The following is a 15,403-nucleotide window of genomic DNA, read 5'->3' on the forward strand; positions in this document are numbered from 1 at the left end:
CATGCGTCGCGCCGCCCTGTTTGCCGCCCTGTCGTTGATCGCGACCCCGGCCTTCGCCGCTGAACCCGCCGACACCGCGGTCGTGCTGCGCGACAAGGCCCTGACCGACATCACCGCCTGGACGGTTCTCGAGGACCTGACCACCGAGGTCGGACCTCGGCTGGTCGGCACGCCCGGCATGGCGCGTGCGAAGGACTGGGCGGTCGCAACCTTCACCGAGCTCGGCTTCACCAACATCAAGGTCGAGGAATTCGCCAAGCCCGCCTGGATCCGCGGGGCGGAGTCGGCCTCGATCACGGGCCCCTATCCGTTCCAGCTGTCGATCATCGGTCTGGGCGGCACCGTCCCGACGCCGGCCAAGGGCATCGAGGCCGAGGTGGTGGTGTTCCGGAGCTACGCCGCCCTGCTGGCCGCGCCGGTCGGATCGCTGACCGGCAAGATCGCCGTGGTGAACCAGCCGATGACCCGCACCCAGGACGGGCAGGGCTATGGCGCAGCCGGTCTGCCGCGCCGCACCGGGCCCTCCGAGGCGGCGAAACGCGGCGCGGTGGCGTTCCTGATGCGCTCGGTGTCGACCTCCGACTCGCGTCTCGCCCATACCGGCCTGACCCGTTACGCCGACGATGCGCCGAAGATTCCGGCGGCCGCCCTGGGCGTGCCCGACGCGGATCTGATCGAGGAGCTGGCCCTGCGCGGCCCGGTGCGGATCAAACTCAGCCTCGCCTCGACGACCGATCCCAAGGGCGTGGCCTGGAATATCTCCGGCGAGATCGCCGGCAGTGGCAAGCCGGAGGAGATCATCGTCATCGGCGGCCACCTCGACAGCTGGGATCCGGGCACGGGCGCCATCGACGACGCCTCCGGCATCGCCATCACCACCGCGGCGGCCAAGCTGATCGGCGACCTGCCGAAGCACCCGCGCCGCACCATCCGCGTGGTGATGTGGGGTTCGGAGGAGTCCGGCGGCTCGAGCGAAGCCTACGCGGCGGCCCGCAAGGACGAGATGCCCAACATCGTCATGGCCAGCGAGAGCGACCTGGGCGCCGACCGCATCTACACCCTGATGCTGCCGAAGGACGCGATGAAGGCGCCGGCCCTGGCCGAACTCCCGACCGTGCTCGCCCCGCTCGGCATCTTCATCTCGCGGGACCCCGCGCCGTTCGGCGGTTCGGACGTCGAGGGCCTCCAGGCGGCCGGCGTGCCGGTGTTCACCCTTCGCCAGGACGCCAGCCGCTATTTCGACCTGCACCATTCGGCGGACGACACGCTCGACAAGGTGGACCCCGTCCAGCTGAACCAGAACGTCGCCGCCTGGGCCGCGCTGCTCTACATGCTGGCCGACAGCGACGTCGATTTCCGGGCGAAGTGACCTTCAGGGACATGCACTTCAGTGCGTGTCCCTGAATGGAGGCCGTCTCCACCGAAAATCCACGCGATGGCAGCGGCCGCTTAACACCCGGCTGCTATGGCGGCTAAAGCACCACTGAAGCTTCTGGAGCCTCTGCATGTCCCTTCCCCTGGCCGGCCGCCATGTCGCGGTCCTGATGGGCGGCCTGTCCTCGGAACGCGAGGTCAGTCTCGTGTCGGGCGCAGCCTGCGCGACGGCGCTGGAAAACCTGGGCGCGAAGGTCAGTCGGGTTGACGCCGGGCGGGACCTGGCCCGGGTGCTGACCGACCTCAAGCCGGACGTCTGTTTCAACGCCCTGCACGGCGAATGGGGCGAGGACGGCTGCGTTCAGGGCGTGCTGGAGACGCTGGGCGTCCCCTACACGCACTGCGGCGTGCTGGCCTCGGCCCTGGCGATGGACAAGGCCAAGTCCAAGGCGGTGCTCGCGGCGGCCGGCGTGACGGTGCCCGGCGGCGGCCTGTTCAACCGCTTTGATGCGGCACAGCGTCACGTGATGGAGCCGCCCTACGTCGTGAAGCCGAACGCCGAGGGCTCCTCGGTCGGGGTGTTCCTGGTGTTCGACGGCGCCAACCGGCCGCCGCAGGAGATCGTCGCCCCCTCCTGGACCTACGGCGAGGAGGTCATGATCGAGCCCTATATCGACGGGCTGGAGCTGGCCGTCGCGGTCAGGGACGGCAAGGCGTTGACGGTCACCGAGATCGTCCCGACCTCGGGCTTCTACGACTATGACGCCAAATACGCGGAGGGCGGCTCCCAGCATGTGGTGCCCGCCCGGATGCCGCAGGAGGACTTCGACCGCGCCCTGCGCATGGCCGAGCTCGCTCATGCCGCTCTTGGTTGCCGGGGTGTGACCAGAAGTGACCTGCGTTATGACCCCGTTAAACGTCTTCTGGTCCTCTTGGAGGTCAACACGCAGCCCGGAATGACGCCGACCTCTCTGGTTCCTGAGCAGGCGGCGCATCTCGGAATGTCGTTCGACCAACTGGTGTTCTGGATCGTGGAGGACGCGTATGCCCGCAACACTGCGGGGGGCCCGGCAAGGTAACGCCAGGCCCAGGGCCAAAGCGCCCCAGAGTCAGGGAAAACCCCGCGCCTCCGCCAAGGGGCCACAGACCGCGGCCAAGCTGCGCGCTGCCCGTGGCGTTGGCTTGCCGCCCAGGTTCGCCATCATGGCCGCCGGGGCGGTGTTCGGCGTCGGTCTGATCGTCACCCTGGCCACGGGCCACCGCGCCCAGGCTCTGGCGCACAACACCCAGCAGGCCGTCGCCGGCCAGACGGCCGGCCTGGGCTTCAAGCTGCGTCAGGTTCATGTGCAGGGCGCCTCGCCGATGGCCGAGCGCGCCATCCTGGCCTCGACCGGCCTGACGATCGGCCAGCCGATCCTCGACATAGATCTCGATGCCGTCCGCAAGTCGGTCGAAACCGTCGGCTGGGTCCAGGACGCGCAGATCGTGCGCCTGCTGCCGGACACCCTGGTGGTCGCCGTGCGCGAACGCTCGACCCTGGCGGTCTGGCAGAACCGCGGCCGCATGACGGTGATCGACGCCGCCGGAACGCCGATTCCCGAGGCCGACCCGGGCCGCTTCCCGCAATTGCCGCTGATCGTCGGCGAGGGCGCCAACGAGGGCGCCGCGCGAATCCTGCAGGCGGTTCATTCGCGACCGCGGCTGGTTGAGCGGCTGGAAGCCATCGTGCGGGTCGACGGCCGTCGCTGGGACCTTCGGCTGAAGGACGGCGGGCTGGTCCAGCTTCCCGCCGTCGAGGAAGAATCGGCCCTGATCCAGCTGGACCAGCTGGATCAGCGTCAGCGCATTCTGGAACTTGGATTTGAACGTATCGACCTGCGTGAGCCCGGCATCATCGCCGTTCGCCCGCGCGGGGCGCCGTTGCCGGGCGAGCCGCTCGCTTCGGGCGGCGCATAGGGTTTTGGGGGACGTCTGGTGGTGAAGACTCTGTCGCGGCAGGATGATCGCAAACAGGCTGGCGACAGCCTGAAGGCGGCGCTCGCCCGTCAGCCGGTGATCGCGGCCGTGGATCTGGGCGCCTCGAAGGTCGCCTGCTTTGTAATGAAGCCCGACGGCGTGCGCCGCTCCGACCGCACCCTGACCACCGCCGGCGTGGGCTACGTCCAGTCGCGCGGCGTGAAGGGCGCGACCATCTCCAGCATGGACGAGGCGGCCGAAGCCATCGCCCTGGCGGTCGAGCGGGCCGAGTCCGTCGCCGGCGTCAGCGTCCAAGGCGTGACCATCGCCACCGCCGGCGGCCAGATGCGCAGCGACCGCGTGTCCTCGCGCGTTTCCATCGGCGCCCGTCCGATCTCCGACAACGACTGCTCCCGGGCGCTCGCCGCGGCGCTGGACCAGATCCGGCTGCCCGGTCGCCGTCCGCTGCACATCCTGCCGATCGCCTGGACCGTCGACAGCCAGAAGGGCGTGCGCGACCCGCGCGCCATGTTCGGCAAGTCGCTCGGCGTCGATCTGGTCGTCGTGTCGATCGCCGAGACCATCTTCCAGACGCTCGGACACTGCGTGGAGCGCGCGCACCTGCAGTTCGAGGGCGTGGTGGCCGCGCCGTTCGTTTCTGCCCTGGCGGCCCTTGAAGAAGACGAGATGGATCTGGGTTGCGTCTGCATCGACATGGGCGCGGGCGTCACCTCCGCGGCCGTGTTCAGCGGCGGCAGCCTGGTCCACGTCGAATGTCTCGCCGTCGGCGGCGAGCACGTGACCCAGGACATCGCCCGCGGCTTCTCCACATCGCGCGCCGGCGCTGAGCGCCTCAAGACCCTGCACGGGTCGGCCATCGCCTCGGCCAACGAGGACCGCGAGATGATCGAGGCGCCGCCGCGCGGCGACGATCCGGGCGCAAGCCCGGTGATCGCGCCCCGTTCGCTGCTCAAGGGCATCATCGCACCGCGCGTCGAGGAGACCCTGGAACTGCTGCGCGAGCGCCTCAAGGCTTCCGGCGCGCCGATCGAGCCGGGGGCGGGCATTGTTCTGACCGGCGGCGCAAGCCAGCTGGCCGGCGTTCGGGAGGTCGCGGTTCGGGTGTTCGATCGTCCGGTGCGTCTGGGACGGCCGCGCCGGGTGCCGCACCTGGCGGACGCCGTGACCGGTCCTGCCTTCTGCGCAGCCGCCGGCATTTTGCACCGCGCCGCCTTCGGTCCGCGTGAAGCCGTGTCGGCCAAAGCCCTTGCCGGCGCCCGTGTGCGTCGCGAGCCGCTGGACCCCAAGGCCGGGGCCGTGGCCAAGGTCGCCGCCTGGCTCCGTGATAATTTGTAGCAGGTAAAGGCGCGTTGATTCGCGCAACCCCTTACGAATCAACAAATTTGCTCCGCAGGCGTCTCGATCCCGCGCCGACTCACGCTATGCGGTTAACTGCCGATTAAGGATGTGGGTCCGATGTTAACCCCGCCGTAAGGCATTCCCGGCGGGTGGCTCGCCGGACCGTTCGAAAGAACAACAGGACGCGGGGTCCCGACTATGAAGCTGTACGCACCACAGACGACCGAGCTGAAGCCCAGGATTGTCGTATTCGGCATCGGCGGGGCTGGCGGAAACGCGGTCAACAACATGATTGAAGCCGGGCTGGAGGGTGTCGAGTTCGTCGTCGCCAATACCGACGCCCAGCAGCTTCAGTTCGCCAAGACGGATCGTCGTATCCAGCTGGGCGTGACCACGACGCAGGGACTGGGCGCCGGCGCCCATCCTGAAGTCGGCATGAGCGCCGCGGAGGAGTCCTCGCCCGAGATCGGCGAGCACCTCGACGGCGCCCACATGGTCTTCATTACCGCCGGCATGGGCGGCGGCACCGGCACCGGCGCCGCGCCGATCATCGCCAAATGCGCGCGCGAGCGCGGCATTCTGACGGTGGGCGTGGTCACCAAGCCGTTCCACTTCGAAGGCCGTCACCGTATGCGGCTGGCCGATGCGGGCATCGCCGAGCTGCAACGCTACGTCGACACCCTGATCGTCATTCCCAACCAGAACCTGTTCCGCGTCGCCAACGAACGGACGACCTTCGCCGAAGCGTTCGGCATGGCCGACCAGGTGCTGCACTCGGGCGTCCGCTCCATCACCGACCTGATGGTGCTGCCGGGCCTGATCAACCTCGACTTCGCCGACGTCCGCACGGTCATGACCGAGATGGGCAAGGCGATGATGGGCACCGGCGAGGCGACCGGTGAAGACCGCGCCCTCATGGCAGCCCAGAACGCCATCCAGAACCCGCTGCTCGATGAAGTCTCGCTGAAGGGCGCCAAGGCTGTGCTGGTCAACGTGACCGGCGGCCTCGACATGACCCTGCTGGAAGTCGACGAAGCGGCCAACGCCATCACCGACCAGGTCGATCCGGAAGCCAACGTCATCTTCGGCGCGGCCTTCGATCCGGCCCTGGAGGGTTCGATCCGCGTGTCGGTCGTCGCCACCGGCATGGACGGCGCCTCGATCGCCGCCATCGAGCCGGCGCGTCCGCAGCGCGTCAACGCGACCGCCAAGCCCCTGATCGTCGAGCCGGTGCAGCCGATCGCCGCCCAGCCCGTCCAGCCTGCGCAACCCGCCTACGAGCCGGCCCGCGCGGTCGAGCCGGCCTACCAGGTCCGGCGGGCCGAGCCGGCCTATGTCGAGCCGGAGCTGACGTTCGAGGCCGAGCAGTCCGATCTGGGTTTTGACGCCCCGCCGGCCCCGAGCCAGCCGGCGATCATCACCCAGCCCGCTCCGCATCACACAATGCAGGTCGAGGCGCCGCGCACGGTCATCGTCGATCCACTGGTCGCGGAAGAGGGCGAGTTCGACGCGCCGCTCTATGCGGATCCGCACTTCGAGGACAGCCGGCAGCAACGGAAGGGATTCCTCAGCCTGTTCGGCGGCCGTCCGCAGCAGCAACAGCGCTACGAGGGCCCGCCCGCCGTCCGCGCCACGGGCCGGGCAGCGACCGCCGCCCAGCCGCAGATGATGGAAGAGTCCCACGCCGACGAGGGCGAGGATCTCGAAATCCCGTCTTTCTTGCGCCGTCTGGCCAACTAGCCTCACACGGGAAAAGCCGGGCGACCGGCTCAACCGCCAGCGTTAACGATCCCGGTCGGGCTGTTACAGTCCGGCCGGGATTTTCGTTTTATCCAATCTTTTCAGCGCCTTAAAAGGGTAACAATCCGAAACAGGGTTTGTTTTGCCGCGTTGCAGCATAGCTCTTAAATGGCATGCAGGGGGTTGAGCGGCCGCGCTTGGCCCTCGGCAGTCAGTCAAAGGGTTCTTCGTGTCCGTGTCGGCGTATCATCAGCACACTGTGGCCGGCCCCGTGATCTTCGCGGGTATTGGCGTCCACACTGGCGCGCATGTGCGGGTCGCGGTGCGCCCTGCCGCGCCGAACGCCGGCATCACCTTTGTCCGCACCGACCTCAAGACCGGCGACAACGCCATCCGTGTTTCCGCCGAAGCCGTGGGCCAGACGCGTCTGGGCACGGTGATCAACAATGACGCCGGCGCGAGTGTCTCTACGATCGAACATCTGATGGCCGCCATGTCGGCGCTGGCGATCGACAACGCCGTCGTCGAACTGGACGGCCCGGAAGTGCCGATCCTCGACGGTTCGGCCGCCGTGTTTATCCAGATTCTCGACCGCGCCGGTCGCCGCCGCCAGGAGGCGCCCCGCAGCTTTATCGAGGTGCTGGAGCCGATCGAGGTCGTCGAAGGCGACAAGACCGCGGCCCTTCTGCCCTGCGACGGCTTCGAGATGGCCTTCGAAATCCAGTTCGACTCGGCGCCGATCGGCCGCCAGCGCGTCGATCTGGAGATCACCGAGCAGTCTTTCCGCGACGAACTCGCCGATTGCCGCACCTTCGGCTTCCTCAAGGACGTCGAAGCCCTGCGCGCGGCCGGCCTGGCCCGCGGCGCCTCGATGGAGAACGCGGTGGTCCTTGACGGCGACCGCGTGCTGAACCCGGAAGGCCTGCGTCGCCCGGACGAATTCGTGCGCCACAAGGCGCTGGACGCCGTCGGCGACCTCTATGTGCTCGGCGCGCCGCTGATGGCCCGCTTCGAGGGGCTCTACGCCGGCCATGGCCTGAACAACCAGCTGGTGCGCGCTCTGGTGGCGAATCCGCAGGCCTGGCGGGTCCGCACCTTCGCGCCGGAACTCGCCCAGGTCGGCTGATCGCTTTCCGCCGCATTTGCGCCCGCCTTTGTGTGGTGTAGAAGCCGAAGGCTGCGCTCGGGAGCGCACGAACGGGTTCGAAGTGAGGGTACGTGCTTCCTAGATCGACTGGCCGGGCGGCCCTTCTCATCCTCGCCATCGCTGTCTCGCTGACGGCGGCCGGCTGTGCGCGCGAAAAACCCAAGCCGCGTCTGGCTTACGAGGAGCGTCCGGTCGAGCTGCTCTATTCGACGGGGGCCTACAAGCTGGACCAGCGCCGCTGGACCGAGGCCGTCGCCTACTTCCAGGAAGTCGAACGCCAGCACCCCTATTCGGAGTGGTCGCGCCGGTCGATTCTGATGACCGGCTTCGCCCACTACCAGGCGAACATGTACGCCGACGCGATCAAGGATTCCGAGCGGTTCATCCAGCTCTATCCGGGCAACGCCTCCGTCGTTTACGCCTATTATCTCAAGTCCATCTGCTACTTCGAGCAGATCGTCGACGTGGGTCGCGACCAGGCCGCCACCGAACAGGCGCTGGCCTCGCTGAACGAAGTGATCACGCGCTTCCCGCGCAGCGAATATGCCGCCGACGCGCGGCTCAAGATCGACATGGTCAACGACCAGCTGGCCGGCAAGGAAATGGCCATCGGCCGCTACTACCTGCGCCAGGGCCAGACGATCGCCGCCATCGGCCGGTTCCGCACCGTGGTCGACCGCTACCAGACCACGACTCACACGCCGGAAGCCCTGTATCGCCTCGTCGAATCCTATCTGACGGTGGGCCTGCTGCAGGAAGCCACCAACAACGGCGCGGTGCTCGGCCATAACTTCCCGGGCGATCCCTGGTACACCGACGCCTACAACCTGCTGACCGATCGCGGCCTGCAGCCGGCGATCGAGCCCAAGACGCCGGGCGCCAAGCGCAGCTACCTCGACCGTCTGCTGGGTCGTGGCACGGCCCTGCCGCCTCCGGGCGAGACGGCGCCCGTCGTCGCGCCGCCTGCCGAGGCCGTTCAGCCGGTCACGGCGACGCCGTCGGCTCCGCCGAAGAAAAAGGGTGTGTTCGGGCGACTGTTCCGACGCTGACTTTCGCAAAATCAGTCTAGACTGCGGTCATGCTCATCGGGCTGGCCATTCGCGACGTCGTGCTGATCGAGGCGCTTGATCTCGCCATCGGTCCCGGGCTGACCGCGCTTACCGGTGAGACCGGCGCCGGCAAGTCCATCATTCTCGACGCCCTGGGCCTCGCCACCGGCGCCCGCGCCGACGCCAGCCTCGTTCGGCGCGGCGCCGCCCAGGCCAGCGCCACCGCGATCTTCTCGCCGCCTGCCGATCACGCGGTCTGGGCGCTGCTCGATGAAAAGGGCCTTGCCTACGAACGCGACGAGGATCTGGTCCTGCGTCGGCAACTGTCGGCGGACGGCCGCAGCCGCGCCTTCGTCAACGATCAGGCGACGGGCGTCGCCGCGCTCAAGGAGCTGGGCGCCTTGCTGCTCGAGGTTCACGGCCAGCACGAGACCGTCGGCCTGCTCGACCCGCGCACCCATCGCGCCCTGCTGGACGCCTTCGGCGGCGTGTCGCTGGGCGCCGTCGCATCGGCCTGGAGCGGCTGGCGGGCGGCGCGGGAGCGGGCCGGCGCGCTGCGGGACCAGGCCGCCAACGCAGAGGCCGAGATCGAGGAACTGACCCTTCGCTTGGGGGAGCTCGACCGGCTCGACCCGCGCGAGGGCGAGGAAACCGCCCTGGCCGAGGAGCGGGCCCTCCTGGGCGCCGCCGAGAAGGCGCTGGGCGACGTCGACGCCGCCCGTGACGCCCTGGGGGGCGAGAGCACCGCCGGTCGCCTGTCGCAGGCCTTCCGGGCGCTTGAGCGGGCGCGGGAACGGGCGATCCAGGCCGGCGCGGCCGCTGACGGCCCCGCCGTCCAGCGCCTGAGCGCCGCCGCTGAAGCGGTCGACCGCGCCGTCAGCGAGGTCCGCGAGGCCGAGGCGGCCATCGACCACGCCGCCCAGGCCTTCGATCTCGATCCCAAGCGACTCGAGGAGGCCGAGGAGCGCCTGTTCGCCCTGCGCGCCATGGCCCGCAAGCTGTCGGTCGCCGTGGAGTCCCTGCCGGCCGTCCGCGCGGACTTCGCCGCCCGACTGCGCGCCGTGGAAACGTCCGGCGAGGCTCTTCGTGAGGCGAAGGCGGCGGAGGCTGCCGCCCGCGCCGCCTACATGGCCGCCGCCGCAACCCTGTCGGCCGAGCGCCGCGCGGCCGGCGACCGTCTGGCCCAGGCCGTCGAGGGCGAACTGGCCCCGCTGAAGCTCGAGAAGGCCCGCTTCCGCGCGGCGGTCGAGGCCCTGTCCGAAGATCGCGCCGGCCCGTCCGGCATGGATCGGGTGGCCTTCGAAATCTGCACCAACCCGGGAGCGCCGTTCGGCCCTCTGGAGGCCATCGCGTCTGGCGGTGAGCTGGCCCGTTTCGCGCTTGCGCTGAAGGCGGCGCTGGCCGGTCGCGTGAAGGGCGCGCAGCCGCTGATGATCTTTGATGAGGTCGACCAGGGCGTCGGCGGCGCCGTGGCTGACGCGGTCGGCCTGCGCCTGCGCCGTCTGGCCGGCGAGGCCCAGGTGCTGGTCGTCACGCACAGCCCGCAGGTCGCCGCCCGCGCCCACGCCCACTGGCGCATTAGCAAGAGCGGCGACGACACCCGGATCCGTACGGCCGTGGAAACCCTGTCGCCCGCCGACCGCGAGGAAGAGATCGCCCGCATGCTGGCCGGCGCGGAGATCACGGACGCGGCCCGCGCGGCGGCCAGGGCGCTGATCGGGGCCTAGTGCGTCCTTCGGGACGCGGCTTCGCCGCTCCTCAGGATGACGAGCGGGGGAGTGCTGCAATAGTGTTCGTCATGGTGAGGAGCGAGCTTCAAGCGAGCGTCTCGAACCACGCAACGAATCGAGCCACGCACGCTTCATGACCGTGATCGCCGTCCCCGACCTCACCGAAGCCGAAGCCGCCGTCGAGCTTGAGCGGCTCGCCGACGAACTGGCCGGGCATGACCTGCGCTATCACCAGCATGACGCCCCGACGATCAGCGACGCCGAGTACGACGCGCTCAAGCGTCGCAACGAAGAGATCGAGGCGCGCTTTCCGCATCTGGTGCGAGAGAACAGCCCGTCCCTGAAGGTCGGCGCCTCGCGGTCGGAGCAGTTCGCGCCGGTCGAGCATGGCGTGCCGATGCTCAGCCTGGACAACGCCTTCTCGGACGAGGAGGTCGAGGCCTTCGTCGCCCGGGTGCGGCGGTTCCTCGACCTGCCCGTCGGCGAGCCCGTGGGCTTCACCGCCGAGCCCAAGATCGACGGCCTGTCAGCCTCGATCCGCTACGAGAAGGGCGTGCTGATCCGCGGCGCGACCCGGGGCGATGGACGCACCGGCGAGGACATTACCGCCAACCTGCGCACCCTGAAGGACATCCCGACCCGGCTCACCGGCAGGGACTGGCCCGAGGTCATCGAGATCCGTGGTGAGGTCTATGCGCCGCTGGCGGAGTTCGAGGCGTTCAACACCGTCGCCGAGGCCGCCGGCCAGCGCACCTACGCCAACCCGCGCAACTTTGCCGCCGGCTCCCTGCGCCAGATCGATCCGACCATCACGGCCAAACGGCCTCTGCGGTTCTTCGCCTACGCCTGGGGCGAAGTCAGCGGCCCATTCGCCCCGACCCAAAGCGAGGCGCTGGCGATGCTGGCGGCCTGGGGCTTCACCACCAACGACCGCTCGCGCCGGGTGGAGAACGCGCAGGGGCTGCTGGGCGTCTATCGCGATATCGGCACGGCCCGGCCGACGCTGGCCTATGACATCGACGGCGTCGTCTACAAGGTCGACCGGCTGGACTGGCAGCAGCGGCTTGGCTTTGTCTCCCGCTCGCCGCGCTGGGCCATCGCCCACAAGTTCCCCGCCCAGCAGGCGACGACGGTGCTGGAGGGCATCGACATCCAGGTCGGCCGCACCGGCAGCCTGACGCCGGTGGCGCGGCTGCATCCGGTGACGGTCGGCGGCGTGGTGGTTCGCAACGCCACCCTGCACAACGCCGACGAGATCGCCCGCAAGGACATCCGCATCGGCGACACCGTTACCCTGCAGCGGGCCGGCGACGTCATCCCGCAGGTGCTGGGACCGGTGGACGCCGACCGGCCCGGCAGGGGGGAGCCCTATCAGTTCCCGACTGTCTGCATCTGCCCGCTGAAGACGCCTGTGGTGCAGGAGACGACGGCCAGCGGCGCGGTCACGGTCGCCCGTCGCTGCACCGGCGAGTTCGCCTGTCCGTTCCAGAAGATCCGCCACCTGATGCACTTCGTCTCGCGACGCGCCTTCGACATCGAGGGGCTGGGCGAGAAGCAACTGCAGGCCTTCATCGAGGAAGGCTGGATCAACGCCCCGGCCGACATCTTCAGCCTGGCGCGCGACGAGGCGAAGCTGGCCGCCCTGCGCGAGCGGGACGGTTACGGCGAGACCTCGGTCGCCAACATCATCCGCAACGTCGACGCCCGCCGGACGATCAGCCTGGACCGGTTCCTGTTCGGTCTGGGCATCCGCGACATCGGCGAGACGACGGCCACCCATCTGGCGCGGGCGTTCGACAGTTTCGAGGAGCTCGAGCGGGCCGTGCTGGCGGCGTCGGAGCAGACGCCGAGCCCGGCCTACGTAGAGCTCACCGAGATGCACGGGATGGGTCCCAAGGCGCGGGACCAGCTGCTGTCGCTCGCCGGGTCGGTCGGTGATGACCCCTGGCCGGACGCGCCGATGGCCACGAAGGTCGACCACGCCTTCGCCGGCCTCGCCAGTCCGGCCCGAAGGGCGCTGGCCGACCGGTTCGAGACCTGGACCGGTCTCGTCGGCTTTGTGCGCGAGGCGGCGGGCGGCGCGCCGGGCGAGGACTTCCTGCGCCTGTCCGGCATCGACGGCGTCGGCCCGGTCGCGGCCCAGTCGATCGCGACCTTCTTCCGCGAGGCGCATAACCGGGCGCTGGTCGAGGCGCTGGTCGCCGAACTGGACGCCATCCAGCCGCTGGCCAAGGCCAAGACCGACACCGCCGTGGCCGGCAAGACCGTGGTCTTCACAGGCGCGCTGGAGAAGATGACCCGCGACGAGGCCAAGGCCCAGGCCGAGGCGCTCGGGGCCAAGACGGCCGGTTCGGTGTCCAAGAAGACCGATCTGGTGGTCGCTGGCCCGGGGGCGGGGTCAAAGCTGAAGGACGCCGAGAAACACGGGGTCAAGGTGCTGACCGAGGACGAGTGGCTGGAGCTGATCGGGGCGTCCTGACCCCGCCACTGTCCGTCATGGCCCGAACAAGTCGGGCCATGACGGTGGTGAGGGAGAGTGCGCTACGCCTCGTCCCTGTTGATCCCCAGATCGGCCAGCCAGGCCACGGCCGTCACCGCCAGATAGACCACCAGCCCCAGTCGCGCGAAGGCGAAGGCCGAGCCTGCGGGTTCGGAGAACTCGCCGACCATCTGCAGCGCGACCAGGAAGGTCAGGAACAGCAGCGCCGGCCAGGCGGTGCGGCCGAACCGGCCGCGGTTCCACAGCCAGCAGGCGCCGGCCACGGCGATCAGGCCCATCTCCAGCGTCTTCTCCGCGCCCGGGAAGTTCCACAGGGCCAGACCGACCTTCTCGCCGCCCGGCCAGATCTCCAGATCCGGTCGGTGCACCAGCCAGTCCGTCGCCCAGTGCGAAAAGACCACCAGCCCGACCATCGCCGCCGTCCACCACGGCACGCGCAACAGGACGCGGGCGAGCAGTAGTCCAGCGATCGACCAGAGCACCGCCGCCGGCAGGCTATGGGTCCAGGGCATGTGCTCCAGCACCAGCGGGCTGCCGGGCAGCTCGGGGTCGAAGCTGACTTTCTCCACCCCGGCCATCACCAGGGCGCTCCAGCCGATGTCCAGCAGCTGGGCCGCGCCGATATAGCTCCACAGCGGCGCCTTGGGCGCGATGGCCTTGCCGACGATCGCGGCGGCGTAGTGTCCGACGAACATGGCGTCCTCCCCCGAGTGACCTCAGGAGAGGGTGGCGCCGTTCAAAGCGGCGCGCACGCGGTTTCGAGCCAGAGGCGAACCTCGGCGTCCACCATCGGGCCGATCAGTTCGAGCACGCGGGCGTGGTAGCCGTCCATCTGGGCGCGCTCCTCGTCGGTCAGCATGTCGACCTCGATGCAGGCGCGGTCGATCGGGGCCCAGGTGAGGTTTTCAAAGCCCAGCATCGGCCGCTCGCCGCCCGGGACGTCGGTCGCCTCGGTGACGAACTGCAGGTTCTCGATGCGGATGCCGTACTCGCCCGGCTTGTAGTAGCCCGGCTCGTTGCTGAGTATCATGCCGGGCCGCAGGGCGACGGTGTTCGGCGCCTTGGCGATCCGCGCCGGACCTTCGTGGACGCCCAGATAGGCCCCGACGCCGTGGCCGGTGCCGTGGTCGTAGTCGAGGCCGGCGTTCCACAGCGGCGCGCGGGCAAGGGCGTCCAGCGCCGATCCGGTCGTGCCGACCGGGAAGCGCACACGGGCCAGATGCAGATGACCCTTCAACACCAGGGTGAAGCGCTGCCGCATTTCCTCGGACGGCGCGCCGATGGCCATGGTGCGGGTCACGTCGGTGGTGCCGTCGAGATACTGGCCGCCGCTGTCGACCAGCAGCAGGGAGCCCTGGGCGCAGCGCTCGTTGCTGCGCTCGGTCGGGCGGTAGTGGGGCAGGGCGCCATGGCCGTTGGCGGCCCCGATCGTGTCGAACGACAGGTCCTTCAAAGCGCCGGTCGCCTCGCGGAAGGCCTCGAGCTTCGTCACGGCCTCCTTCTCGTCGGGCGGATTGATCTGCCCTTCGGTGGCGATCCAGTGGAGGAAGTTGGTCAGGGCCGCGCCGTCGCGGATGTGGGCGCGGCGCGCGCCCTCCAGCTCCGTGGCGTTCTTGCAGGCGCGCGGCATGGTGCAGGGGTCCATGCCGCGAACCACGGTGGCCCCTTCCGCGGCGAGGGTGTCGAAATACCAGGCCGAGGACTGCGCCGGATCGACCAGCACCTTCTTGCCCTTGAGATCGCTGAGCGCACCGGCGAGCGCGTCGGGATGTTCCAGCGTGACCTGGTTGCCGAGCCAGGCGGGCAGGTCCTCGGTCACCTTGGCCGGATCGAGGAACAGGCGGGCCGTGCCGTCGGCGTTCAGAACCGCCTGCCCGATCGGCAGCGGCGAACGGATGACATCGCCGCCGCGCACATTGAACAGCCATGCGATGGAGGCCGGGGCGGTGATCACCGAGGCGTCGGCGCCGTCGCGGGCCAGGGCCTCGCCGATGCGCGCGCGCTTGGTGGCCGAGTCCTCGCCGGAGAACTGGAGCGGCTGGGGCACGACCGGCGCGGTCGGTTGCGGCGGCCGCGACGCGCCCCAGGCGGCGTCCAGCGGATTGGGATCGACGGGCTTCAGCGTCGCCCCGGCCTTGTCCGCGGCGGCGCGCAGGTGGCCCAGGGCGTCCGGGCTGTGCAGGCGCGGGTCATAGCCGATCACCGCGCCCTTCGACGTGGTTTCGACATAGGCGGGCATGCCGCCTTCGACGAGATCGCGGATCTCGAACACGCCCTGGTCCACCTGCTCGCGGACCTGCAGGGTGTAGCGGCCGTCGACGAACACGGCGGCCCGATCCTTGAGGATCACCGCGGCGCCGGCCGAGCCGGTGAAGCCGGTGGCCCAGGCGAGGCGGTCGTTGGCCTCCGGCAGATATTCGTTCTGGTGCTCGTCCTCGTGCGGGATGAGGAAGCCGTCCAGACCCTGGGCCTGCATGGCCTGGCGGATCAGCGGAACGTGGCGGGGCCCGAACGACGGGTCGGTCGATTCATCGAAGGTCTGGCGCAT

At 69.5% G+C, this 15,403-nt stretch carries 11 protein-coding genes; 9 read left to right on the forward strand and 2 right to left on the reverse strand.

Annotated features, from left to right (window positions below; all coding sequences use genetic code 11):
• Nucleotide 1: 1 nt before the first annotated feature.
• From AC3WJT_RS06690 to ligA, 9 genes are all read left to right on the forward strand, one after another.
• Nucleotides 2-1,369, forward strand: coding sequence for a M28 family peptidase (locus tag AC3WJT_RS06690; RefSeq protein ID WP_492342287.1), 1,368 nt, complete (start codon nt 2-4; stop codon nt 1,367-1,369).
• A gap of 136 nt (nt 1,370-1,505) precedes the next feature.
• Nucleotides 1,506-2,453, forward strand: a complete 948-nt coding sequence (locus tag AC3WJT_RS06695) for a D-alanine--D-alanine ligase (protein WP_492342288.1) — start codon at nt 1,506-1,508, stop codon at nt 2,451-2,453.
• Nucleotides 2,419-3,330 (forward strand): cell division protein FtsQ/DivIB, encoded by a 912-nt coding sequence (locus tag AC3WJT_RS06700; protein ID WP_492342289.1) that lies wholly within the window; start codon nt 2,419-2,421, stop codon nt 3,328-3,330. Before AC3WJT_RS06695 ends, AC3WJT_RS06700 begins: the two co-directional genes overlap by 35 nt.
• Before the next feature lie 30 nt (nt 3,331-3,360).
• Nucleotides 3,361-4,686 carry a cell division protein FtsA gene (ftsA, locus tag AC3WJT_RS06705; protein ID WP_492342381.1) on the forward strand — a complete coding sequence of 442 codons (1,326 nt, stop codon included), beginning with the start codon at nt 3,361-3,363 and terminating at the stop codon, nt 4,684-4,686.
• Nucleotides 4,687-4,887: 201 nt separating this feature from the next.
• Nucleotides 4,888-6,429, forward strand: coding sequence for a cell division protein FtsZ (gene ftsZ, locus AC3WJT_RS06710; RefSeq protein WP_492342290.1), 1,542 nt, complete (start codon nt 4,888-4,890; stop codon nt 6,427-6,429).
• Nucleotides 6,430-6,658: 229 nt separating this feature from the next.
• Nucleotides 6,659-7,555 carry a UDP-3-O-acyl-N-acetylglucosamine deacetylase gene (gene lpxC / locus AC3WJT_RS06715; RefSeq protein WP_492342291.1) on the forward strand — a complete coding sequence of 299 codons (897 nt, stop codon included), beginning with the start codon at nt 6,659-6,661 and terminating at the stop codon, nt 7,553-7,555.
• A 92-nt stretch (nt 7,556-7,647) separates the two neighbouring features.
• The gene (locus tag AC3WJT_RS06720; protein WP_492342292.1) at nt 7,648-8,625 is read left to right on the forward strand and encodes an outer membrane protein assembly factor BamD; all 978 of its coding nucleotides are present in this window, start codon (nt 7,648-7,650) and stop codon (nt 8,623-8,625) included.
• Between the two features lie 29 nt (nt 8,626-8,654).
• Entirely contained in the window at nt 8,655-10,352 is a 1,698-nt protein-coding gene (recN, locus tag AC3WJT_RS06725) for a DNA repair protein RecN (protein ID WP_492342293.1), read from the forward strand.
• A 136-nt stretch (nt 10,353-10,488) separates the two neighbouring features.
• Complete coding sequence (ligA, locus tag AC3WJT_RS06730) at nt 10,489-12,834, forward strand: NAD-dependent DNA ligase LigA (RefSeq protein WP_492342294.1); 2,346 nt, start codon at nt 10,489-10,491, stop codon at nt 12,832-12,834.
• 62 nt (nt 12,835-12,896) lie between these two features.
• On the opposite strand, the gene AC3WJT_RS06735 is transcribed toward ligA, so the two are convergent.
• Nucleotides 12,897-13,550 (reverse strand): metal-dependent hydrolase, encoded by a 654-nt coding sequence (locus tag AC3WJT_RS06735; protein WP_492342295.1) that lies wholly within the window; start codon nt 13,548-13,550, stop codon nt 12,897-12,899.
• 41 nt (nt 13,551-13,591) lie between these two features.
• The gene (locus tag AC3WJT_RS06740; RefSeq protein WP_492342296.1) at nt 13,592-15,403 is read right to left on the reverse strand and encodes an aminopeptidase P family protein; all 1,812 of its coding nucleotides are present in this window, start codon (nt 15,401-15,403) and stop codon (nt 13,592-13,594) included.

The organism is Caulobacter sp. FW305-C-30-S16 (genome assembly GCF_058783025.1).

Bases quoted from the DNA above. Each gene is read 5' to 3' on its own strand.
- AC3WJT_RS06690 (WP_492342287.1), top strand. From the start codon at position 2: ATGCGTCGCGCCGCCCTGTTTGCCGCCCTGTCGTTGATCGCGACCCCG.
- AC3WJT_RS06695 (WP_492342288.1), top strand. From the start codon at position 1,506: ATGTCCCTTCCCCTGGCCGGCCGCCATGTCGCGGTCCTGATGGGCGGC.
- AC3WJT_RS06700 (WP_492342289.1), top strand. From the start codon at position 2,419: ATGCCCGCAACACTGCGGGGGGCCCGGCAAGGTAACGCCAGGCCCAGG.
- ftsZ (WP_492342290.1), top strand. From the start codon at position 4,888: ATGAAGCTGTACGCACCACAGACGACCGAGCTGAAGCCCAGGATTGTC.
- recN (WP_492342293.1), top strand. From the start codon at position 8,655: ATGCTCATCGGGCTGGCCATTCGCGACGTCGTGCTGATCGAGGCGCTT.
- ligA (WP_492342294.1), top strand. From the start codon at position 10,489: ATGACCGTGATCGCCGTCCCCGACCTCACCGAAGCCGAAGCCGCCGTC.
- AC3WJT_RS06735 (WP_492342295.1), bottom strand. From the start codon at position 13,550: ATGTTCGTCGGACACTACGCCGCCGCGATCGTCGGCAAGGCCATCGCG.
- AC3WJT_RS06740 (WP_492342296.1), bottom strand. From the start codon at position 15,403: ATGCGCCAGACCTTCGATGAATCGACCGACCCGTCGTTCGGGCCCCGC.